This is a genomic window from Rhizobium sophoriradicis, from assembly GCF_003939025.1.
Classification (GTDB): domain Bacteria; phylum Pseudomonadota; class Alphaproteobacteria; order Rhizobiales; family Rhizobiaceae; genus Rhizobium; species Rhizobium sophoriradicis.
Map to the genome: position 1 here is coordinate 243,828 of NZ_RQIH01000009.1, position 22,317 is coordinate 266,144.

Annotated in this window: 18 protein-coding genes and 1 tRNA gene; 8 read left to right on the top strand and 11 right to left on the bottom strand. The window is 64.8% G+C overall.

Annotated features, from left to right (window positions below):
- The first annotated feature begins 239 nt into the window (after positions 1-239).
- On the top strand, positions 240-3,701 hold the full coding sequence (locus EFR00_RS17330) for a chromosome segregation SMC family protein (protein ID WP_039618330.1): 3,462 nt from the start codon (positions 240-242) through the stop codon (positions 3,699-3,701).
- A gap of 1,069 nt (positions 3,702-4,770) precedes the next feature.
- Here EFR00_RS17330 and EFR00_RS17335 read toward each other — a convergent pair.
- The 3 genes from EFR00_RS17335 to EFR00_RS17345 form a co-directional block, all read right to left on the bottom strand.
- Positions 4,771-5,421 (bottom strand): glutathione S-transferase family protein, encoded by a 651-nt coding sequence (locus EFR00_RS17335; protein ID WP_039618334.1) that lies wholly within the window; start codon positions 5,419-5,421, stop codon positions 4,771-4,773.
- Positions 5,422-5,547: 126 nt separating this feature from the next.
- A complete protein-coding gene (locus tag EFR00_RS17340; RefSeq protein ID WP_039623076.1) occupies positions 5,548-6,081 on the bottom strand; it encodes an AAA family ATPase in 534 nt (177 codons plus the stop codon).
- Between the two features lie 265 nt (positions 6,082-6,346).
- On the bottom strand, positions 6,347-6,715 hold the full coding sequence (locus EFR00_RS17345; RefSeq protein ID WP_039618336.1) for a hypothetical protein: 369 nt from the start codon (positions 6,713-6,715) through the stop codon (positions 6,347-6,349).
- Between the two features lie 307 nt (positions 6,716-7,022).
- Here EFR00_RS17345 and ppdK point away from each other — a divergent pair, with 307 nt between their 5' ends.
- Positions 7,023-9,689 carry a pyruvate, phosphate dikinase gene (ppdK, locus tag EFR00_RS17350; protein WP_039618338.1) on the top strand — a complete coding sequence of 889 codons (2,667 nt, stop codon included), beginning with the start codon at positions 7,023-7,025 and terminating at the stop codon, positions 9,687-9,689.
- 23 nt (positions 9,690-9,712) lie between these two features.
- Here the strand turns inward: ppdK and EFR00_RS17355 are convergent, their stop codons facing one another.
- The gene (locus tag EFR00_RS17355; protein WP_077990922.1) at positions 9,713-9,982 is read right to left on the bottom strand and encodes a hypothetical protein; all 270 of its coding nucleotides are present in this window, start codon (positions 9,980-9,982) and stop codon (positions 9,713-9,715) included.
- A 653-nt stretch (positions 9,983-10,635) separates the two neighbouring features.
- The gene (locus tag EFR00_RS17360; protein ID WP_039623078.1) at positions 10,636-10,833 is read right to left on the bottom strand and encodes a hypothetical protein; all 198 of its coding nucleotides are present in this window, start codon (positions 10,831-10,833) and stop codon (positions 10,636-10,638) included.
- Between the two features lie 122 nt (positions 10,834-10,955).
- Between EFR00_RS17360 and EFR00_RS17365 the strand changes: the two genes are divergently transcribed.
- Entirely contained in the window at positions 10,956-11,201 is a 246-nt protein-coding gene (locus EFR00_RS17365) for a hypothetical protein (protein WP_039618346.1), read from the top strand.
- 30 nt (positions 11,202-11,231) lie between these two features.
- Here EFR00_RS17365 and EFR00_RS17370 read toward each other — a convergent pair whose 3' ends face one another.
- Complete coding sequence (locus tag EFR00_RS17370) at positions 11,232-11,621, bottom strand: hypothetical protein (protein WP_039618348.1); 390 nt, start codon at positions 11,619-11,621, stop codon at positions 11,232-11,234.
- A 697-nt stretch (positions 11,622-12,318) separates the two neighbouring features.
- Here EFR00_RS17370 and EFR00_RS17380 point away from each other — a divergent pair.
- Complete coding sequence (locus tag EFR00_RS17380) at positions 12,319-13,224, top strand: DUF1499 domain-containing protein (RefSeq protein ID WP_039618351.1); 906 nt, start codon at positions 12,319-12,321, stop codon at positions 13,222-13,224.
- Positions 13,225-13,941: 717 nt separating this feature from the next.
- Here the strand turns inward: EFR00_RS17380 and EFR00_RS17390 are convergent.
- Genes EFR00_RS17390 through EFR00_RS17400 form a run of 3 tightly spaced genes read right to left on the bottom strand, consistent with a single transcriptional unit; the run spans position 13,942 to position 17,063 of the window.
- The gene (locus tag EFR00_RS17390; protein ID WP_039618353.1) at positions 13,942-15,687 is read right to left on the bottom strand and encodes a saccharopine dehydrogenase family protein; all 1,746 of its coding nucleotides are present in this window, start codon (positions 15,685-15,687) and stop codon (positions 13,942-13,944) included.
- Positions 15,684-16,133 carry a thiol-disulfide oxidoreductase DCC family protein gene (locus EFR00_RS17395; protein ID WP_039618355.1) on the bottom strand — a complete coding sequence of 150 codons (450 nt, stop codon included), beginning with the start codon at positions 16,131-16,133 and terminating at the stop codon, positions 15,684-15,686. The genes EFR00_RS17390 and EFR00_RS17395 overlap by 4 nt, the downstream gene beginning before the upstream one ends.
- 21 nt (positions 16,134-16,154) lie before the next feature.
- Positions 16,155-17,063, bottom strand: a complete 909-nt coding sequence (locus EFR00_RS17400) for an MBL fold metallo-hydrolase (protein ID WP_039623081.1) — start codon at positions 17,061-17,063, stop codon at positions 16,155-16,157.
- A gap of 165 nt (positions 17,064-17,228) precedes the next feature.
- Here EFR00_RS17400 and EFR00_RS17405 point away from each other — a divergent pair.
- Together EFR00_RS17405 and EFR00_RS17410 are read left to right on the top strand one after the other, a co-directional pair.
- Positions 17,229-17,302 (top strand) — tRNA-Gln (locus EFR00_RS17405).
- Between the two features lie 349 nt (positions 17,303-17,651).
- Entirely contained in the window at positions 17,652-18,860 is a 1,209-nt protein-coding gene (locus EFR00_RS17410) for a Shedu immune nuclease family protein (RefSeq protein WP_225888060.1), read from the top strand.
- 360 nt (positions 18,861-19,220) lie between these two features.
- On the opposite strand, the gene EFR00_RS17415 is transcribed toward EFR00_RS17410, so the two are convergent.
- Together EFR00_RS17415 and EFR00_RS17420 are read right to left on the bottom strand one after the other, a co-directional pair.
- Positions 19,221-20,000, bottom strand: coding sequence for an SDR family NAD(P)-dependent oxidoreductase (locus EFR00_RS17415; protein ID WP_039618357.1), 780 nt, complete (start codon positions 19,998-20,000; stop codon positions 19,221-19,223).
- Between the two features lie 561 nt (positions 20,001-20,561).
- On the bottom strand, positions 20,562-21,179 hold the full coding sequence (locus EFR00_RS17420; protein ID WP_039618359.1) for a TetR/AcrR family transcriptional regulator: 618 nt from the start codon (positions 21,177-21,179) through the stop codon (positions 20,562-20,564).
- Between the two features lie 111 nt (positions 21,180-21,290).
- Here EFR00_RS17420 and EFR00_RS17425 point away from each other — a divergent pair, with 111 nt between their 5' ends.
- Both EFR00_RS17425 and EFR00_RS17430 read left to right on the top strand, forming a co-directional pair.
- The gene (locus tag EFR00_RS17425; RefSeq protein ID WP_039618361.1) at positions 21,291-21,977 is read left to right on the top strand and encodes a PspA/IM30 family protein; all 687 of its coding nucleotides are present in this window, start codon (positions 21,291-21,293) and stop codon (positions 21,975-21,977) included.
- Between the two features lie 47 nt (positions 21,978-22,024).
- Entirely contained in the window at positions 22,025-22,306 is a 282-nt protein-coding gene (locus EFR00_RS17430; RefSeq protein WP_011424367.1) for a YiaA/YiaB family inner membrane protein, read from the top strand.
- The last annotated feature ends 11 nt before the right edge of the window (positions 22,307-22,317 follow it).

The window sequence follows — 22,317 nt, forward strand, 5'->3', positions numbered from 1 at the left end:
ACGGGCGACGGCGAAAGCCGTGCGCCCGTTTTTCGTTTTCAGCGCAGTTTGCGGGGGTGGCCCCTTCATCCGCCTGCCGGCACCTTCTCCCCGAGGGGAGAAGGGGTACGCCGCCTGCCTTTCCTTCCCATTATTCGAGGGAAGATTTGGGCACGGCATCGACCCCGAGTCTCTTCTCCCCGGCGGGGAGAAGGTGCCGGCAGGCGGATGAGGGGGCTTCCTGCCGTGGATTTATCCGCATGAAGTTCAACAAGCTGCGCCTGGTCGGCTTCAAATCCTTCGTCGAGCCGACGGAATTCATCATTGAGCGGGGGCTGACCGGCGTCGTCGGCCCGAACGGCTGCGGCAAGTCCAATCTCGTCGAAGCGCTGCGCTGGGTGATGGGCGAGAATTCCTACAAGAACATGCGCGCCTCCGGCATGGACGACGTGATCTTTTCCGGTTCCGGCAACCGCCCGGCCCGCAACACCGCCGAGGTGGCGCTCTACCTCGACAATGGCGAGCGCACCGCGCCGGCCGCCTTCAACGATGCCGACGAGATCCAGGTCACCCGCCGCATCGAACGCGAGCAGGGCTCGCTTTATCGCATCAACGGCAAGGAAAGCCGCGCCAAGGACGTGCAGCTGCTGTTTGCCGACGCCTCCACCGGCGCCCGATCGCCCTCGATGGTCGGCCAGGGCCGCATCGGCGAGCTGATCCAGGCAAAGCCGCAGGCCCGCCGCCAGCTCCTGGAAGAGGCGGCCGGCATATCGGGCCTGCATTCGCGCCGCCACGAGGCCGAACTGCGCCTGCGCGCCGCCGAAACCAATCTCGAGCGTCTCGACGACGTCACCTCGCAGCTCGAAAGCCAGATCGAAAGCCTGAAGCGCCAGGCCCGCCAGGCGAACCGCTTCAAGACGCTGTCGGCCGATATCCGCGGCCGCGAGGCGATGCTGCTGCATATTCGCTGGGTGCAGGCGAAGGAGGCCGAAGCCGAGGCCGACAGCGCCCTCAACCAGGCAACCGTCATCGTCGCCGAAAAGGCGCAGATGCAGATGGAGGCGGCGAAGAACCAGGGCATCGCCAGCCTGAAGCTGCCGGAACTGCGCGAGGGCGAGGCGCGCGCCGCCGCCGCGCTGCAGCGTCTGCAGATCGCTCGCAGCCAGCTGGAGGAGGATGCCGGCCGCATTCTGCGCCGCCGCGACGAGTTGACCCGCCGTCTCGCTCAGCTCGCCGAAGACATCCGCCGCGAGGAGCGGCTGGTCGCCGACAATGCCGTCATCCTCGCCAAGCTCGACGCCGAAGAGGCCGAGATATCGGAAATCCTCGCCGATTCCGGCCGTTATGCCGAGGAAACCCGCGAGGCCTTCGAGGGCGCGGCGGCAAAGCTTGCCGACAGCGAACGCGTCTTCACCCAGCTGACCGCCGAGCGCGCCGAGGCTGCGGCCGGCCGCAATCAGCTGGAGCGCGCCATCCGCGATCTCGCCGACCGCCGCATGCGCCTCGAACGGCAGATGAACGAAGCAAACCAGGAACTTGCGGCGATCGGCGAGAAGATTGCCGACCTGCCCGATCCCGAGGAGAAACGCGCCATCGTCGAAGCCGGCGAAATCGCGCTCACCGATGCCGAAGCCGCCGTCCAGGGGATCGAGCAGGCGCTGGCCGCCGCCCGCCAGACCGAAGCGCTGTCTCGCGCCCCGGTCGATCAGGCCCGCGCCGGCCTCAATGCCATCGAAACCGAGGCCCGCACCATTTCCCGCATGCTCGCCGCCGGTGCGGCCGCCGGCAAGTTTCCGCCGGTTGCCGACGAGCTGAAGGTCGATCGCGGCTTCGAAACCGCGCTGGGGGCTGCGCTCGGTGACGATCTGGAATCGCCGCTCGATGCCGAAGCGCCGGCCCATTGGTCGGAGAATGGCGATGGCGCCGGCGATCCCGCGCTTCCCGCCGGCGCCACACCGCTGTTGACCCATGTCCGCGCCCCCGCCGCGCTCACCCGCCGCTTGCGCCAGATCGGCCTGGTCGACGAGGCCGAAGCGCAAGCGCTGATGGCGGCGCTGAAGCCCGGCCAGCGGCTGGTGACGAGAGAAGGCGCAGTCTATCGCTGGGATGGCCATGTCGCCGGCGCCGACGCTCCGAGCGCTGCCGCCCTGCGCCTTGCTCAGAAAAACCGCCTGGCCGAGCTCGAGGGCGAAGCGGCGCTTGCCCGCGACGTGCTCACTGAGGCCGAGGAACGGCAGGCGGCGGCCGCCGAGGCGATCCGGGTGGAAGAACGCAAGCTCACTGAGGCGCGCGACATGAGCCGGCTGTCGGCGCGTCATCTGGCCGAAGCCCGCGATGCGCTTGCCGCGGCCGAACGTGCCTCCGGCGATCTGATCCGCCGCCGCGACGTCGTCAGCGAGGCTGCCAGCCAGCTCGGCGCGCAGCTGGAGGAGATCGGCATCCAGGAGGAAAATGCCCGAATCGAGCTGGAGGATGCGCCCGATCTGACCGAGATCGACGAGCGGCTGCGTTTCCAGCAGGTGGAGGTGGCGACCGATCGCGGCGCGCTCGCCGAAGCCCGCGCCCGCCATGAAAGCCTGGCGAGGGAAAACGAAGCCCGCCAGCGCCGCATCATGGCGATCGCCCAGGAGCGCGAGACCTGGCGCCAGCGGGCGGCAAGCGGCGAGGATCATGTCGCGACACTGCGCGAGCGCGAGGAGGAGGCGCGCGAAGAGGCGGCCGATCTGGAAATGGCCCCGGATGAATTCGACGACAAGCGCCGCGCGCTGCTCTCCGAATTGCAGAAGGCCGAGGAGGCGCGCCGCAATGCCGGCGATCTCCTGGCCGAGGCCGAACGCATCCAGCGCGAGGCCGACCACAAGGCGGCGACCGCACTTTCGGAACTGGCCGAATGCCGCGAACGCCGCGGCCGCGCCGAGGAGCGCCTGGTCTCGGCCCGCGAAAAGCGTGGGGAAAGCGAAAGCCGCATCCGCGAGGTGCTGAATGTTCCCCCGCACGAGGCGCTGCGGCTCACAGGCCTCCAGCCGATGCAGGCGCTGCCCGATCCCCGCGAGGTCGAGCGCGATCTGGAGCGGCTGAAGATGGAGCGCGAGCGGCTCGGCGCCGTCAACCTGCGCGCCGACGAGGAACAGAAGGAACTGAGTGAAAAGCTAGAAGCGCTGATCAAGGAGCGCGACGACGTCATCGATGCGATCCGCAAGCTGCGCGGCGCCATCCAGAGCTTGAACCGAGAGGGCCGCGAGAGGCTGATCGCCGCCTTCGACGTCGTCAACGGCCAGTTCCAGCGGCTCTTCACCCATCTCTTCGGCGGCGGCACTGCCGAGCTGCAGCTGATCGAATCCGACGACCCGCTCGAAGCCGGCCTCGAAATCCTGGCCCGGCCGCCCGGCAAGAAGCCGCAGACCATGACGCTGCTCTCCGGCGGCGAGCAGGCGCTGACGGCAATGGCGCTGATCTTCGCCGTCTTCCTCACCAATCCGGCGCCGATCTGCGTGCTCGACGAGGTGGACGCGCCGCTCGACGACCACAATGTCGAGCGCTATTGCAACCTGATGGACGAAATGGCGGCCTCCACCGAAACCCGCTTCGTCATCATCACCCACAATCCGATCACCATGGCCCGCATGAACCGCCTCTTCGGCGTCACCATGGCCGAACAGGGCGTCTCCACCCTCGTTTCCGTCGACCTGCAAACCGCCGAACGCCTGCGCGAGATCGCCTGAGGTTTGCGTGGCGGCTGTGGATCCCAGGCTCAAGGCCGGGGATGACGGCGGAGAGGTGGTGCCTGGATGGCGGAGGAGAGGTGTTGCCGGGGCGACGGAGGAGAACTGGTACCGACTTGACCGGGGAGGGTGGCGAGGCAAATAGGGCGCGCCGGCGCGATCAAGCTACGGCAGGCGGGGGCGAAGCAAGCTGCATCGCCGGTGCGTCTGGCAACAAAACCAACCACACTCTCCGTCATCCCCGGGCTTGACCCTGGGATCCACGACCAACACGCGGACTTCCATTTCTCTGCAGTGGGACGCCTTCGCCGTTCGCCCAGCGCCAGCCGCATGGATCCCAGGGTCAAGCCCTGGGATGACGGAGGAGAGGTGGTGCCCGGATGGCGGCGGAGAGGTGGTGCCCGGATTGGCTGAGGAGAAGTAGTGCCGGGCTGACGGTGCAAGGGTGGTGCTGGGTTGGCCGTGGAGAAGGTAGTGCTTGGCTTGCGGTGGAGAAGTATCGGTGGACGGAGCAGAGGTGGTGCCGGGACCACAAGCTGCGCCGGACGCAATGAAGCGAGCCGCGAGCGCGGCGAGGCAAACAGCATCGCCAGTGCGTCTGGCGAGAACGCCAACCACACTCTCCGTCATCCCAGGGCTTGACCCTGGGATCCACAACCAAGCACGCGGACTTCTAATTGCTCTGCAGTGGGGCGCCTTCGCGGTCCACCTAGTGCCAGCCGCATGGATCCCAGGGTCAAGCCCTGGGATGACGGAGGAGAGGTGGTGCCCGGATGACGGAGGAGAGGTGGTGCCTGGGTGGCGGAGGAGAGGAGGTACCAGATTGACGGCGGAGGTGGTGCTCCGCTCGACCGAGGAGAGAATATCCGAGTGGACGGAGCAGAGGTGGTGCCAGGAAACGAGCCGCGCCGGGCGCGATCAACCGAGCGCGGCGGAGAAAGCTGCATCGGCGGTGCGTCTGGCGGCAAAGCCAACCACACTCTCCGTCATCCCAGGGCTTGACCCTGGGATCCACAACCAAGCCACTCGGCTACCGTGGGACTGTTCGCCGACCCGGCATGATCCCCGATCACCCACTCGATGCCGCCTGGAAGACGGCGAGCTGCGCGGCGAAGGCGCGTTGGTAGGCCGGGCGGGCTTCGGCGCGGGCGACATAGGCGGCGAGGTTCGGGTATTCATCCAGGATGTTCGATGATTTCAGCCGCAGCAGCACCGTGACCATCAAGAGGTCGCCGGCGCTGAAGGCGCCATCGAGCCAGTCGGCATCGCCGAGGCGGGCGGAAAGGCTGTGCAGCCGCTTGCCGATGCTCTCCTCGAGTGCGCGCAGGCGCTGCTCGTACCAGGGCTGGTCACGTTCGAGGATTCTGGCGAGGCTGTGATCGAAGACCGGCGGCTCCACGGTGTTGAGCGCGGCAAACATCCATGAAATCGCCCGCGCCCGGGCATTGGTTTCGTCCGGCAGCAGGCCGCCGTGACGCTCGGCGATATGCAGGACGATCGCGCCGGACTCGAACAGGGTGAGATCGCCTTCCTCATAGGTCGGGATCTGCCCGAAAGGCTGCAGCGCCAGATGCGCCGGCTCCGTCATCGCCTTGAAGGAGACGAGACGAACCTCGTAAGGCTGCCCCACTTCCTCGAGCGCCCAGCGAACCCGCATGTCGCGCGCCAGGCCGCGGCCGCGATCGGGCGAACGTTCAAAGGCGGTAATGGTAATCGTCATCGCTTCCTCCATCGCTGTCTGTCCTGAAGACGTCCGGCCGGACGGGATTCCGACATCGATATTCGAGATAGTCCTCGCCGCAGCTTCGCATAGGGCGCAAGCGATGCACGCTACCGGCGCCGAGCGTCAGCCTTCTGCCTCGCCGCATTTCGAGAGGATCTCGTCGACAACGACGGCGAGCGGCGCCGTGGCGTCGATGCGCTGCGCATGCTTCGGGACATCCTCCTTCGTCGCATGCAATCGCATGATCAGCGCCCGTTCGGCCGGTCGTCCGCCGAACTCGTCTTCGGGCCTTGCGGCAAGTCGCCGCTTCAGCGTGTCGAGATCGACATCGAGCTCGAAGACCGCGTCGAACCAATCGACGAAGCTTGGAAGATTGCGACAGCCACCGCAGAAGAAGGAGATGAGGCTGCGCCGATCGACGATCATGGCTCTGACCTTCCCGACATCCCAGATGTGATGCGCGTGCACCCATGCGCTGCGGTCCGCCACGCGCTCGTCGGCAGGCTCGTCCACCGGTTTCCCGGTCGTGGGATCGCCGCGATAGGCAAGCTCCCGGTCGCCATGGACGACATGGTAACCGCGCCGCTGCAGCTCGTCGGCCACCGCGGTCTTTCCGGCGCCGGAAACGCCTTCGATCAGATAGTTTCTGACGCCCATTTCGTTGATCTCTGAAGCAGCCGTCCTCATGCAACGGCGCGATTGACTTAACATGGTTGCCGCCGCTCCGAAACGGCCGGCAGCGCCGGCCGGCATCGGCGGCATCCTGCTCAGGCCGGGATGAAGCGACCCCGATAAAGGGGAGGCGGCCAACCTTCGTCTCCCCTCAAGCGGCGGAAGATGCAGATCGCCGCCCGTGGCGTGGCTCCAGGTCGAAGGCCTGCGATGACCGAGAGTGGGCCAATTCCGTCGCCATCTATCGAAATCAAGAGGACATCTCTGGTCGGGCCGCATCCGCCGACCGGTAACAAGGATTAGCCCGGCCTTGAGGGCCTCGAGCCAACAAATCGCTCCCATTTTTCGCGCCTTTGGCGACAAACACCAAAAAAGGTCGGCTGTCTTGCGCCCCGTACCCCATTTGGGTGATGCTCTTTTCGCTGACTTGCATTAGAAGTTGTTTCAACGCAACCTGATTACTTTGCTGAAAAAGGCGGGCGCTCAGCGTTGCGGATGTCGAAATTTGCGATGCGCTTTCCGGGTAGAGGGCAAGAATCCGGGGAGCTGTTTTGAGCAATGACGGGGGCGTAAGGCGGCTTTCCAGCATTGCGGAAAACAAGGATCGGAGCGGTTCCATGAACCGTTCCGGGTTGCGGGACCCCCCGTCCGGTTTTCCTGGCCGGACGGAAACAAGGCTTTGCGGGGCAATGTTGCAGCCCCGCAAAGCTTTTTTTGTGCCTTCTTCATTTCCTTCTCATCGTCTCGACCGCTGGCGGCGTGCAAGATTTATTGTGCAACGCAACATTTTGCCGCATTTGTCGATTTTCATTTGAACTCCAAGGGATTAAGCTAATCCCTAAGTTTGTTGACGGACGTCGCCTTTTACTCGGCGTTGTCGGCAGTCTGAGGGATCACGCTGATCCTTCCGTGGTGTTGGGGGGAAGATGACCAAGTGGGTCTATAGGTTCGGCGACGGACAGGCTGAGGGCGGCGCGCGCGATCACGAAATTCTGGGCGGCAAGGGCGCCAATCTCGCGGAAATGTGCGCGCTCGGTCTGCCGGTTCCGCCGGGACTGACGATCGTCAGCCGGGCCTGCGAGACTTATTACAAGAATGGCGGCCATATCGAGGACGGGCTGAAGGCCGAAATTCGCGCCGGCATAGCGGCGATCGAGGCGATCACCGGCCGCCATTTCGGCTCCACCAGCCAGCCACTCCTGCTCTCGGTGCGCTCCGGCGCCCGCGTCTCGATGCCCGGCATGATGGACACCGTGCTCAATCTCGGCCTCAACGACGAGACCGTGCAGGCGCTCGGCCATGATGCCGGCGACGCGCGTTTTGCCTGGGACAGCTACCGCCGCTTCATCCAGATGTATGCCGATGTCGTCATGGGCCTCGGCAACGACGCCTTCGAGGAAATCCTCGAGGACGAGAAGGCGAGACTCGGCCATGAATTCGATACCGAGCTCAGCGCCACCGAATGGCAGCACATCGTCTTTCTCTACAAAAGGCTGATCGAGGAGGAGCTGGAGCAGCACTTCCCGCAGGATCCGGAGGTCCAGCTCTGGGGCGCGGTCGGCGCGGTCTTTTCCAGCTGGAAGAGCGCGCGCGCCGTCACCTACCGCCAGCTCCACAATATTCCCGAAGGCTGGGGCACGGCCGTCAACATCCAGGCGATGGTCTTCGGCAATCTCGGCAATGCGTCTGCGACCGGCGTCGCCTTCACCCGCAACCCCTCGACCGGCGAGAAGGCGCTTTACGGCGAATTCCTCGTCAATGCGCAAGGCGAGGATGTCGTTGCCGGCATCCGCACGCCGCAAAGCATCACCGAGGAGGGGCGGATTTCCTCCGGCTCGGAAAAACCTTCGATGGAAAAGCTGATGCCGGAGGCCTTCCACGAACTTAGCCGCATCTGTTCCGAGCTCGAAGTCCATTACCGCGACATGCAGGATATCGAATTCACCATCGAGCGCGGCAAGCTGTGGATGCTGCAGACCCGTTCCGGCAAGCGTTCGACCCGGGCGGCGATGAAGATCGCCGTCGACATGGTCGACGAGGGCGTCATTACCGAGGAGGAGGCGGTGCTGCGCATCGAGCCCTCCAGCCTCGACCAGCTCTTGCATCCGACGATCGATCCGCGTGTCACCCGCCAGGTGATCGGCACCGGCCTGCCGGCCTCGCCGGGGGCGGCCACCGGAGCCATCGTCTTCACCGCCGAAGAGGCGGTCGAGGCCGAGGCCGAGGGCCGCAAGGTCATCCTGCTGCGCGTCGAGACCAGCCCGGAAGATATTCACGGCATGCATGCGGCCGAAGGCATCCTGACGACACGCGGCGGCATGACCAGCCATGCGGCGGTCGTCGCCCGCGGCATGGGCACGCCCTGCGTCGTCGGCGCCGGCACCATGCGCATCGATCAACGCAACGAGCGGCTGCTCGGCATCGGCGTGACGCTGAAGAAGGGCGATATCATCACCATCGACGGCTCGGCCGGCCAGGTGCTGAAGGGCGAGGTGCCGATGATCCAGCCGGAGCTTTCGGGCGATTTCGGCCGCATCATGGGCTGGGCCGACCGCGCCCGCCGCATGACCGTGCGCACCAATGCCGATACGCCGGCCGATGCGCGCGCCGCCCGCTCCTTCGGCGCCGAGGGCATCGGCCTTTGCCGCACCGAGCACATGTTCTTCGAGGGCGAGCGCATCCATGTCATGCGCGAGATGATCCTCGCCGAAAACGAGAAGGGCAGGCGGCTGGCGCTCGACAAGCTCCTGCCGATGCAGCGCACGGATTTCACCGGCCTCTTCACCGTCATGCACGGCCTGCCGGTGACGATCCGCCTGCTCGACCCGCCGCTGCACGAATTCCTGCCGAAGACCGATGATGAGGTCGCCGAAGTCGCCTTCGCCATGGGCATGGAGCCCTTGGCGCTGCGCCAGCGCGTCGATGCGCTGCACGAGTTCAACCCGATGCTCGGCCATCGCGGCTGCCGGCTGGCGATCTCCTATCCCGAAATCGTCGAAATGCAGGCCCGCGCCATCTTCGAGGCGGCGGTGGCCGCCGCCCAGGAAACGGGGGCCGCCGTCGTGCCTGAGATCATGGTGCCGCTGGTCGGCCTGCGCTCCGAGCTCGATTACGTAAAGGCCCGCATCGACGAGGTCGCCGGCGAAGTCATGGCCGAGGCCGGCATGAAGATCGATTATCTCGTCGGCACGATGATCGAGCTGCCGCGCGCGGCACTGCGCGCCCACGTGATCGCCGAAGCCGCCGAATTCTTCTCCTTCGGCACCAACGACCTGACGCAGACAACCTTCGGCATTTCGCGCGACGACGCCTCCGCCTTCATTCCCACCTATCAGCGCAAGGGCATCATCGAGCACGACCCCTTCATCTCGCTCGATTTCGATGGCGTCGGCGAATTGATCAGCATCGCCGCCGAACGCGGCCGGCGCACCCGCAACGACATGAAGCTCGGTATCTGCGGCGAACATGGCGGCGACCCGGCCTCGATCCGCTTCTGCGAAACGATCGGCCTCGATTATGTCTCCTGCTCGCCGTTCCGCGTGCCAATCGCACGACTTGCGGCGGCGCAGGCGGTGATCTCAGCGGCGAGGTAAAGAGCCGGCGGCGCCTGTGGCGGTCAGTAACGATACCGCCAGCGATCGCGGTAGACATAGGGCCCGTTCAGATCCCAGGCCATGCGGTTCATCATCTCGGCACTTTGCGCCCGTGATTCCGCCCGCCGGTCGAGATCTATGCGCTGCAGGCAGGTGGCAAAACCATCCGAGCCGCGGCGGAAGCCATAACTCAGGCACTGCCGCTCATCCGCCGCCCGCCGCTCCTCCGGCGTCATCGTCTGACAGGCGGACAGGCCGGCGGCAAGAAGGGTGATGAGGAGGGCGATGCGCATCGGGGCTATTCCTTGCTTTTCCCTGAGGAAATGCCATTCGGGCGGGGTTAGTCAAGCTGCAGGCGCGGGGCGTGCCCACCTGGTTTCGCTGGTGGATGGCTGACAGGGATGCCTGTGAATGGGTCTCCTGGCCCACCCCACCCATCGGCAGCAGTCGCATGGATCCCAGGGTCAAGCCCTGGGATGACGGAGAGTGTGGTTGGCGTTTCGCCTAACGCGCCAAAGTAGGGAGGCTCCGCACAAGAACGAGCGAGTGTCCGCCCCGCGCTCCGTCATGCTCGGCCCGCGCCGCCAGAGTAGGGGAGACCCCGCACAAGAGGAAGCGTGTGCCCACCTCACCCTCCGTCATGCTCGGCCTTGAGCCGAGCATCCACGCCGCGTCCACCAGCAGTTGCATGGATCCCAGGCTCAAGGCCTGGGATGACGGAGAGTGTGGTTGGCGTTTTCGCGAAACGCGCCGCCAGAGTAGGGGAGACTCCGCACAAGAAGGAGCGTCTGCCCACCCCACCCTCCGTCATGCTCTGCCTTGAGCCGAGCGCCCATACCGTCTCCATCCGGCAGCAGTCGCATCGATCCCAGGCTCAAGGCCTGGGATGACGGAGAGTGTGGTGGGCAGTTTTCGCCAAATGCGCTGCCTGAGCGAGAAGGGGAGGCTAAGCTGCCCCGGCCGGATCGCCGATCGGCAGCAGCGCCGGATCGAGCGGCGGATCCTGCGGGTTCTTCGTATCGGACGGGTCCTGCGTCGGCGTCAGCGGCGGCTTCTGCTGCGTGGGGTCGGGAATGCCGGGTGTCGGCGTCGGGCCGCGCGGCGTGTCGGTCGTCGGTGTCGGGATCGGATCTCTGTTCGGCATGATCGCCTCCTTTTCCAAAAGGGAACGGCATGCCGGAAAGATGGTTCCACTTTCGCCGCCCACCTTGCTAGGCATGAAGGGCATTCCTCTGTATGAGGAGAGCCTCAAGCATGAGGACGAGCATGGCCATTCGCGATCGATTTTCGAAGAAACTGAGCTGCCCGCAATGCGGCAACACAGGCTTTGCTGAGGCCTCGGAGATCGACGATGCCAAGCGCAAGCACCCGGATTTCAAGGTCGATCAGCTGCCGCGCGGTTTTGGCGTGCAGCGCGCTTCCAACCACCAGGAAAGCTTCATGCTGAAATGCGAATGCGGCCGCAAGTTTCCCTTCCGCAGCCTGGCGGAGGCCGCGGCCGAGCGGCGCTAGGTCATCATTTCGGCAACAACGCCCAAGGCTTCAGATCCGCTCCAGCACTTCGACGAAGGCATCGGCGAAGCGCACCAGATGCGCGGTCTCCGCGTCGGGCGCCTGCATGCGGATTTCGGTGCCGGCATAATCGAGCAGCGCCAGCACGACGCGCATCTCGCTTTCGCCATCGGGAATGCGAAGCACCGCGATGCGCCGGCAATCGGCGACAAGGCCTGCGGCCGGCAGGTCGAACAGAAGCTCGCCGCCCGCCCGGCCTGCCGCCTGGCGCACCGCCTCGCAGAAACCGGCATCGCCGTCGGCATAACCTTCGAGCGAAAGTTCGAGCTCGACGAGCTCCATCGGCAGCATCGGTTCGCTGTGGTCGATTCCGCCAAGCGCAGACGCTTGCGGCCTTGCTGCTATCTCAGGTGAAATCATCCCGCCTCTCCGTGCCTATAAATCAGGAGATGAAACCGCGGCAGAATGACCTGTTTTTAAAATATCAGCAAGGGCTGATGATTCGGGCCGGCCATCGCCTCCACCATGTCAGGAGAATTCCATCGGATATTCCCAGACAACAGTTTCAATTCAGCCGAATCTTGCCAGATCCGGATGATTTTGGGCCGGGCTGGCCTAAAATCTGAATCCGGATCTAGAGCCTTTCCTGGTTAGATTGAAGCATTCTGTTGGCTCAAACGGAGTCGGATGGTCGACCGGCCGGCGCGCGTCGTAGCCCAGTTCTACGGCCAAGCCGGCCGGTCGATCAGCCGGCCCGTTTCAGCCAACCCTCCCGCAGATTTGCCTGGCAAATCTGCAAGACTTGGGAATCGCCGGACGCACTGATCGCTTCGCCATGGCGAAGCGGTGCGGCCGGTGGGCCGGGCATCTCTAGCCAGGATCAGAGGCGATCGGCTCGGGCGTATCTTGGGGTATGCCCATCGCCAATCGCCTCTGCCCTGACGAAAACCTGCTCCGGCAGAATGCTTCAATCTAACCAGGAAAGGCTCTTAATCAAAGAAATAGAGCATGATGTCGTCCGAAAACCGCTTCACACTTTTCGGCATCATGCTCTAAACAGGGATATGGCGATTTGCGTGGTTGAGGGCGCGGCGCTGACGAGCAACCGGTAAGTTTGATGGCCATCCGTTACGACCGTCCCGTTTCCAGCGCCGCCCGCATTTCGCGGCTGCTCGGGGCGTTTTCCCTGGTTCTGGCGCTGGCGGTGCTCGTCGCCCATCGCTTCGGCGGGCTTGCCACCCCCTATCTCGTGCTGCTGCTGTTCACCGCCGCCGGCTTCGCGCTGCTCGCCGCGCTGCTGGCAGCCGTCGGCCTGCGCAGCCTCTGGATGACAGGCGCCGAAGGCGGGCTGGCCGCGATCGCCGCGCTGATCTATACCGCCTTTCCGCTCGGCATCGGCGCCTTTGCCGCCGAGCGCTACATGACGCTGCCTGATATCTACGACGTGTCCACCGATCCGATCTCGGCCCCGGACTGGCTGTCGACCCCGAAGGCCGATCAGATCTGGCTGAAGCGCAACCTCGTGACACCGGAGGACCGCGAAAAGCAGCTGGCCGCCTATCCCGAGCTGACCGGCCGGCGTTATGAGGGCGCGCTCGACCGCGTGCTGGAGGCGGTGCGCAAGGTCGCCAAGCAGAGCGGCTTTACCATCGTCAGGAGCACCGGCACGACAGAGCCGGACCGCGACCCGGAAGACGGACCGGCACAACCGGCGGCCGGCGACGACGCCGTCGCCGATGCGCCCGGCATCATCCCCGTGCCGACACCGCGCCCCTATGACGACGACGTCGCCAAGCTGATCCGCGGCGCCAACGGCGTGATGCTGCAGGCGACCAACCGCACGCTGATCCTCGGCCTGCGCTTCGATATCCTCATCCGCCTGCGCGAAGAGGCCGAAACCACCTTCGTCGACATCCGCGTCGCCTCCCGCTACGGCCAACACGACCTCGGCTTCAGCGCCGCAATCGCCGGCGATTATCTGAAGGCGCTGGACGCCGAGTTGCTGGGGCTTGCGGGTGGGTGAGCCGCGGTGCCGCCAAAGGCGGCAGCAATCGATCCAGTGAATCGATTGCAGCGGCGAACGCCCTGAGCTTAGAGCGAAGGGCCGGGAGAGGGTGCGGCAAACGCAACCCAATTCCGGCGCCCCGAATTCGACGTCGATTTTATATCCCAAGCCCACTTCCCTCATCCAGGGCGGCACAACGATCAGTCCTCATCCTGAGGTGCCCCGCAGGGGCCTCGAAGGACGAGGGCGGGTGGCTGGTTGCCAGCCCCGTCCTTCGAGGCTCCGCCCTATGGGCTTCGCACCTCAGGATGAGGCTGGAGAGAGGGCGTGCCATTAGCTGGAGAGAGGGCGTGCCATGCCAGCCCCCCTCTGCCCTGCCGGGCATCTCCCCCACAGGTGGGGAGATTCGCAAGAGGTTGGATCATCGCTCCCTCTCTATCGTTTCGCCCATCCTGCAACGTCAGTTGTTTGGGGAAGCCAGCGCTCCCAGCCAATCTCCCCACCTGTGGGGGAGATGCCCGGCAGGGCAGAGGGGGGCGGCCACGGCACACCGCAAAGAGGCTGGCAGGCGGCAGGCACAACGATCAGCCCTCATCCTGAGGCGCCCCGCAGGGGCCTCGAAGGACGGGGGCGGGTGGCTGCGGTGGCCAGCCCCGTCCTTCGAGGCTTCGCCCTACCGGCTACGCGCCTCAGGATGAGGCTGGAGAGAGGTCACGCCATGACGCTGGCGAGGGCTCACTCCACCACCAACCACCCCGTATACCGCACCACCAGCCCGGTCAGCCGCCCACCGATCTCGACGTGAAAATGAAACCGCCCATCGCGCGCCTCCTCGAACGTCTCCCCGCCCGGCGCCAGAAACAGCGGCAGCGGCATCCCGCAAAACCGCCAGCCGCGCACCACCAGCCGCAGCCGCTCGCCCTCCGGCACCAGCGCCACCAGCACCCGGAACGGCCCGAAGACTTCGGTGAGCAGGTGGCGGTCGCGGCCCTTGGCCTCGAGCTGCAGGCTGTGGAAGCTTTTATCCCCGAAATGCCGCGTCCAGATCTCCTTCTCGCCATCGGCGGTAAAGCGCACCGTGACCGGCACATCCTCACCCGCCGGCGGAAAGCCGATCAGCCGGGCGACGATCCTTGCCAGCCAGCCGCGGCCGCGCTCGACGCGCGCCCGGCCGGAGGCGACGCGGACGCCGGCCCCAGGGGCGCCCGCATGCCCGCGCGCATGCATGGCTGATATGGCTGGCGGCAGCCGCTCGAAGGCGCTGCCGAGAAGCCTGTGGTAAAGCGGCAGGCCGGCGCCCTCGCTTTCCGCCCTGATCCCTGTCGTAATCGAAAACCGCCGGAATTCCGCTTCGAAATCCTCAAGCTGCAATTCCCCCGTCGCCGGCCGCGCGCCACTTTCCGGCCGGACGCCGCCGAGCAGCCGGCGCACCAGCGCCGCCACGCCTGCGACCGGAATGAACGGCCCGTCATCACCCTCGGCAATCAGATGCCAGCCGCAGGCGAGCGGCTTGCCGGCGGCATCGAGGCCGCTCAGGCGCACGAACATGCCGCCGCGATGGTCGCCGATCGCCAGGCCGTGGCTCGCCCGCTGCATGAGCCGCGCCAACGGCGTGAGCGACGGCAACAGCTTCAGTCGCACCAGACCTGCCGCAAACCCGAGCAGCCGCTGCAGCAGCTGCGGCTCCGTGCCGACGCCGGTGAAGCTCGATTGCAGGCCGGCAAGGCGCGCCGGCAGCAGCGCCAGATCCGGCGCATCCACCAGCAGGAAATTCCGGCTCCTGAGCGGCGCCACGCCGGGTGGGGAGATCGTCACCCGCATCGCCTCGATCAGCCCGCGTCCCTGCGCCGGCCGCCCCTGCCGCAGCACCGAGACCGGCTTGCCGGCATAACTCGCGATTGCTCTGACGACATTGAGGCCGATCTTCACATGCGCCGACGGGGCAATGCCGGCGGCCACCGCATCGATCCGGGAAAACCGCGGCGCCATGACATCGAGCGCGGCGAAGGACAGCGCCGGCAGGCTGCTGAGGCCGGAAAGCGCAAACACACCCTTCGCTTTCGCCTCGGCATCGAGCCCGCCGATGCCAGCGACGAAGCCGGTGCTGTCGGCAAGATCGGCATAATCGATGTCGAGGCCGATGCAGGCGCGCACCACCTTATAGGGGTCTTCCCCAAAACTCTGAAACGGCCCGGAGGCATCGACGACGAGATCCGGCCGCAGCCGCGTCAGCTGTTCGGCGAGATCGCCGTCGCGATCGAAGGCCACCGCCTGCAGGCTCGCCCCGAGCGCGCTGCTTCCCAGGCCCTCGGATCCATCCTTCGGGGATCTGAGCTCGGCGACGAAATCGTCGGCCTTTTCAAGCGAGCGACCGGCGATCAACAGCCGGAGCCGCGGTTCATCGCCAAGCAGCCGCGCGAGCCGTCCGCCGAAGGTGCCGTAGCCGCCGATGATCAGCAGCGAAAGCCGCTCGCCGCTCATGCGATGAAGCGGCTGCGCTGCTCCGCCGTCGGCACCATGCAGCTCTGCCGCCCGGCAATCTTCAGCCGGTTGCGGGCGATGAATTCATAGAGCGCATCCGCCACCCGCCGCGGCAGCAGCCGGAAGACCTTCGCCAGCGAATAGGGAAAGCCGAGGCCGGCCACCATGCGGATCGTGCCGTCCGACTTGAAGAAGGCGCGGCCGTTCTCGATGAGGATATTGGTTTCATAGTCGCGCTCATTCAGCCCATAATGCCGGTAGAGCGCTGCGCCGAGCGGCGACTGGGCGGCGAGGAAGCGGTATCGCCGCTTTCTGTCGTGCTTCAGCACGAATTTCACCCAGCCGGAGCAGAAGACGCATTCGCCATCGAAGACGATCAACGGCTGGTCATCGGCAAAATCCGGCACATCGGCATCATCGCGATAGCTGTAGGCGGCGCGCGTCATGGTAATCTCCCCATCTCCCGCTTACAACAGCCGGTAGGTGGCGGCAAGAGAAGGCGGCCCATCCGCCGCGATCTCGCCGCGCTCGACGAGATCCTCGATATGGGCAAGCACGGAAAGTGCGGCCGCCCCGTGCAGCTTCGGATCGGTATCGCGATAGATCGCCTTCACCATCTCTGTTATCGCGCGGTCGCCCGCCCCGATGCGCTCGAGGATCGCCCGCTCGCGCCCCAGCCGGTGCGCCTTCAGGCTCCGCAGGAAGGCGGCGGGCTCGCGGACCGGCCCGCCATGGCCGGGCAGCAGCAGACGGTCCTGGCGCTCCATCAGCCGCTCGAGCGAGGCCATGTAATCGGCCATCGACCCATCCGGCGGTGCCACGATCGAGGTCGACCAGGCCATGACATGATCGCCCGAGAACAGAAGATCGCGGCCTTCGAGCGCGAAGGCGGCATGATTGGCCGTGTGCCCCGGTGTCGGCACCGATGTCAGCGCCCAGCCATCGCCCGTTAGGGTCTGCCCCTCACTGAGCGCGATATCCGGCACGAAGGCGAGATCCGAGCTTTCGGAAAAGGGATTGATCTCGCCATCCCTGAGCGGCCGTGCCGGCCGGTGCGGCCCCTGGCCCACCGTCACCGCCCCCGTTTCCGCCTGCAGCCGGCGGGCAAGCGGCGAGTGATCGCGATGCGTGTGGCTGACGAAGATATGCGTCACCTCACGGCCGGCAAGCGCCGCCATCAGCGCCTGATAATGCGCCTCGTCCTCCGGCCCGGGATCGATGACCGCGACCGAGGCGGCGCCGACGATATAGCTGTTGGTGCCGTAAAAGGTGAAAGGCCCGGGATTCTCCGCCGTGATCCGCTCGACCTGAGGCCCCACCGGCACGGCGCGCCCATAGGCCGGCTCGAAAGCAAGGTCGAATGCGGGGCTTTCCATGAGGGCGATGATCTCGCGGCCGATGACGTCGCCCATTCCTAGCACGGCCCTTGGCACTCTGCAGCGCATAAATCTGCCCGATGCGCAACTTAGTCATTGTGACAGACGGAGAGCTTTGCTAATCAGGCGTCGATTTGAGCTGGCGCTTCGCGCCGAAAGCTCTGGTGGGGCGTCGCCAAGCGGTAAGGCAACGGTTTTTGGTACCGTCATCCCTGGTTCGAATCCAGGCGCCCCAGCCACTGTTTGTTTTTACGTTTATTCATTTTGCGCCTCATGAAGCCGCCAGCCGTCTCCCATGCCCGAACCATCAAAATAACTGTTAGATTTTTACGAAGGTCTTAAGTTTCGCAAAAGCATTATTTCCGTCAAGCGTGCTCCCCAGCTATTGGCGCGCTGTATAGGTTTCTCTGCCAGAATGAGGGCAGGAGGGCTTCACCCGTTTTGAAGACACTCGACGAGTTTCGGCTGCGGCTTGATCCTCCACCCAGTCCACCCTTGACGCGGTAACGCGACGCCGCCCAATCATAAATGTACACCGAATCCTCGTAGCAACGTGTAGTATACCGCTTGCACAAGAGAGGATTCACTTTGAACGGATTTGATGATGCAGGGACAATAGGCGGGTGGCGTGCCGACCACCTCTATGTTCACCCTTTCAAGAATGGCGTTGGGAAGTTCTTCACGGTGATCATCGAGGACGATGGCAACCGTTCTGTCGAGTATATCCCGCCGTTTCCGTCCCGGAACAGGATGAAGGTGAAGTTCACCTTCATCACCGAACGCAACGAGATCACCAAAATCGAGTTGCGCAAATACAAGGAATACAAGGACGGCTGGCGGGAGCAGTGGTCAGGGGCGGATGATCCGATCGGCCTGACGCACTTCTCGTTCCAGAAGATCATGGCGCTGCTCCAGTTGATGACAGAGCTGGATCTGGCCAGCGTCACAGAGCGCAGGCTAGCGATCCATAACGGCCCCGGCCCTATCGACAAGGAAACGGCTGACAAGGTTAAGTCCATCGTTGCCTTGCCGGAAGGGCATAAGATACTCGACGAGGTCTTGCAAAGCGGCCTGATCCAGTCCCACGACATCGTCAACATCGGTTATCGCAAGGCGCAACTCGCCATCTTCAAGCGGCTGCTGGAAGAGCCGGATTACCTCGACGCTTACAAGGCGGAGGAAGGCTTGACGACGCCACAGGAGGAAAAGGTCTGGCAGCATTTTTTCCAGAAGAACCCTTGGATCTTCGGCTTCGGGTTGGATTACCGCTACCTGAGCATCTTGCAGACTGAGGCGCATATAGCCGATACCGATCTGGGCGGCAATGATGCCGCGATCGTGGACTTCCTGATGGGCTGCACGAACTTCACGGTACTGGTCGAGGTGAAAAAGCCGTCCACGCCTCTGTTCCTGAAAAATCAGAACCGGGCGAATAGCTGGCGGCTGTCGAGGGATTTCACGGATGCCGTTTCGCAAATCCTGGAGCAGAAGGCGAGCTGGCAGCTTAAGGCCGAGACTAACGCGCACAAGAACCTCAATGCTGCTGGGGAGCTACTGCGCCAACGCACCCTAGACCCCAAATGCATCCTGATCACGTCGTCCAGCGGGGCGTTCGCCGGTTCGGAAAGGGAGCGCGAGATCAAGCTCAGGACTTTCGAGCTATTCCGGCGGGACACCCGGAACATTGAGATCGTCACCTATGACGAGCTGTATGAGCGGGCGTGCTTCATCGTTTCCGACAAAGGCTCTGGCAGCCATGCAAACACCAATGCCAGTGATGCCGATTATCCCTTCTGACCGCAGGGAGCCGAGATGGCTTCTTTCGTAAAAGGCAGGTGCATATCCAATGCAACCTGGCTTGATTGACGAGGTCTGCGGGCAGCAAGGGCAAGGATTTCACGCGGCGGGCGCACAAGCGCAACGCGGAGCCTCGGGAACCGCCGCCGGCGGGGTAGCCGACTTCAGGAACAAGGTATCCGGGAAGTATTTCCTCGGCGCATGGGGCACACGTAACACCTCACGGTTCGTCGTGAACCTCGGGCTTATATGCAGATGTCAGTCGCAAGGAGGCTCCGGATGCTCGGCTTGCTTTCTGTTAAGAAAAAAGAGCGCTCTGCGAGACGTCGGCGGACATAAGGGCGATCGGCGTCTCGCGCCTTACCCCCGCTCTTCAAACAAACTCACCCCCGTCAACCTCGCGAGCCTCCCCACCAAGGCATCCTGAAACCCGACATCACCAACCTCTGCCGCCGCCTCACGCCGCTGCCGATGATACCAATACCCGCCGCTGACCTTGGCCGAGCTTTCCTCGCTCGTCGCCAGCCACGTCTGCGTGAGATGCCCCATCTCCAAATCATCCGGCGCCCCGGCGCCGCCCATTTTGGTCGGCACCCAGCCGGGGTCGACGGCGTTGCTGAAGACATCCTGCCAGTGGCGGGCGAGGGCGGCGGCGAGGGTGGCGATGTAGAGCTTGCTTTCCGAATAGGCCTGGCTGGCGTTCCATGGCCGCCGCTTCCAGTCGATATCGTCGAGACTGCCGGCGCCGCTGCGGTGCATGCCGCTCGTGAGATAGATCAGGCGGTCGGGGCGGGTGATCCAGGCGGTGAGGAGATAGGGGGCGAGCACGTTGACCGCCAGCGTCTTGGCATGACCTTCAGGCGTTTCGCCGCGGCTGCGTTCGAGGTAAATGCCGGCATTGTGGATGACGGCGTCCATGCGGCCGATGGCGTTGACCTGTTCGGCGATGGAGCGCGTCTCGGCGGCGCTGGCGAGATCGCCGATGACGAGGCCGAGGGCGGTGGCTGAGGTGTCTGCGATGGCGGCGGCGCGCTCGCGGGAGCGGGCGTGGAGGACGACGTCATGGCCTTGGCTGATGAGGGTGCGGGCGGCGGCAAGCCCGAGGCCATCGGTGGAACCGGTGATGAAGATGCGGCTCATGGGGTTTCCTTTCGCGGTGGCGTGGTGGGGGCAGAGTGCTTGGGTGGGGGTGCTTGGGTCAAGCCCGAGGACGACGGAGGGTGGGGAGTGGGGATTGGCTGGAGGTGAGATGGTGCGGCAATTGGTGAGGTTGGAGCTTGGCAGGGCGCCTCCACACACTCTGTCATCCCAGGCCTTGAGCCTGGGATCCATGCGGCGAGTGCTGTGCTGGCCGCCGGCAGTGGGAACGGCAGGGCATCTATCCGTGAACGTGTGCACGTCGAGTGCTGCGTGTGGATCCCAGGGTCAAGCCCTGGGATGACGGAGAGGGGGGAGACTTCGGCTGGACCCGCAATGCCGGCAGGCGGATGAGGGATGCTTTTCGCTGTGATTTCAGCGTCTTGACGACGGTGTCCGTCGGCGTCATCGGCGACGGGCGTGGATCCTCGGGTCAAGCCCGAGGATGACGGAGAGTGGGGGAGCGTCGCTGCCAAACCCCACCGCCGGGCATGCTCAAGCCCACTTCCGGCCGCCAAGCTCGTCCGCGGGCCGCACTCATACTTGCCGCCGCCACGTCAGGCCTCACTCGCCCGCTTCCCGCCGCCGCTCCGCCCCGGCCGCAATCGTCTGCACCAGTTCGTCCACCTCGCGCGCCAGCCGCTCCAGCGGCAATCCCACGAAGCGGCCCTCCAGGCTGATGCTGACCACCCCGTGGACGGCGCCGAAGAGGGTGCGGGCGCGGATGGCGCGGTCTTGCGGCGGCATGTCGGGCTGCAGTTCGGCGAGCGGTTCGGCGATCACGTCCATCAGGAAGAGGTGTTCGTCGAGGTGCCATTGCGGCGTCGGGCTGGTGTCGGGGGGGAAGTGGTCGAACAGCGCCTTCCAGAGGTTGCGGTGCTCGACGGCGAAGGCGAGGTAGCCCTGGGCGAGGTTGCGCAGGCGGTCGGTCGGGCTTTTGTCGCGGGCCTCGGGCAGGGTCAGCTTCGCCTCCAAGGCCTTCAGCGTCGAAGAGTTGACGTGGATGACGAGCTCGGCGAGGTCGGAGAAGACGGTGTAAAGGCCGCCGAGCGCGCAGCCGGCGTCCTGGGTGATGTCGCGGGCGCGCAGGTTCGTCAGCCCGTCGCGGGCGATGCGCTCGCGCGCCGCCTCGATCAGCCGCGCCTTCAGATCCTCGCGTTTTTCTTCTCGCCTGCCGGCCATTAACCATTCCACTTCGATTTTTTGAACGGTGTTCAAAATTTATCTTGAACGTCGTTCATGATTCTGCCATAACAGCACTCGTGAACAACGTTCATAAACCGGAGGCAAGAAATGTTCAAACTGATTTCCATTCTCTTGCGGGGCAGGGCGCATGATGCCGAGCAGGCCTTTGCCGATCGCCACGCCGTGCCGCTGCTTGCCCAGCAGATCCGCGATGCCGCCCAGGCGATCCAGTCGGCCCGGCGCAGCGTCGCCGTCGCCATCGCCCAGAACGAGCAGGAGAAGGCGCAGCATCAGACGATCCTTTCCCGCATTGCCGATCTCGAGACCCGCGCCTGCGCAGCGCTGGATAAGGGCAATGAGAGCCTGGCCCGCGAGGCGGCCGAGGCGATCGCCTTTCTCGAAGCCGAGCGCGATGCGTCGGTCGCGGCGCAGGCCCAGTTCACCACCTCGATCGGCAAGCTGAAGGGCATCGTCCGCTCGGCCGAGGCGCGGCTGCAGGAGCTGCAGCGCGGCGAGCGGCTGGCCCGCGCCACCGAAGAGGCGCAGAAGCTCGATGTCGTCGTCGCCGGCCCCGGCCTTGCCACCCTCGACGAGGCCGAGGAGACCTTAGCGCGGCTGCGCCTGCGCCAAAGCCAGAACGAACTGACCGCCGCCGCGCTGAAGGACATGGAAAGCGCCACGCGGCCGGCCGGCATCATAGAAAAGCTCGCCAATGCCGGCTGCGGCGCGCCGCTCACCTCATCGGCCGATGATGTGCTCGCCCGGCTGAAGAGCCGCATCACCCCGGCCGCCTGAATTCATCCATCCCACCATTCACCCCTAAAAATTGAAGGGTCACTGCAATGAACGACAGTTTCCAGAAACATTCCGCCAGCTGGGTCAGCTTCTCCTACATCTCCTTTGGCGCCGCCGCCTTCATGCTGGCGCTCGGCCTTTACATGATGCCGCTCGATCTCTGGGGCAAAGGCTATCTCGCCATGGGCATCTTGATGCTGGTGCAGACCACGGTGAACATCACCAAGACGCTGCGCGACAATGCCGAATCCGAGAAGCTGATCCGCAAGGTCGAGGACGCCCGCACCGAAAAACTGCTCGTCAAATTCAATCGTAGCGATGAAGATTGATCTTCCTTAAC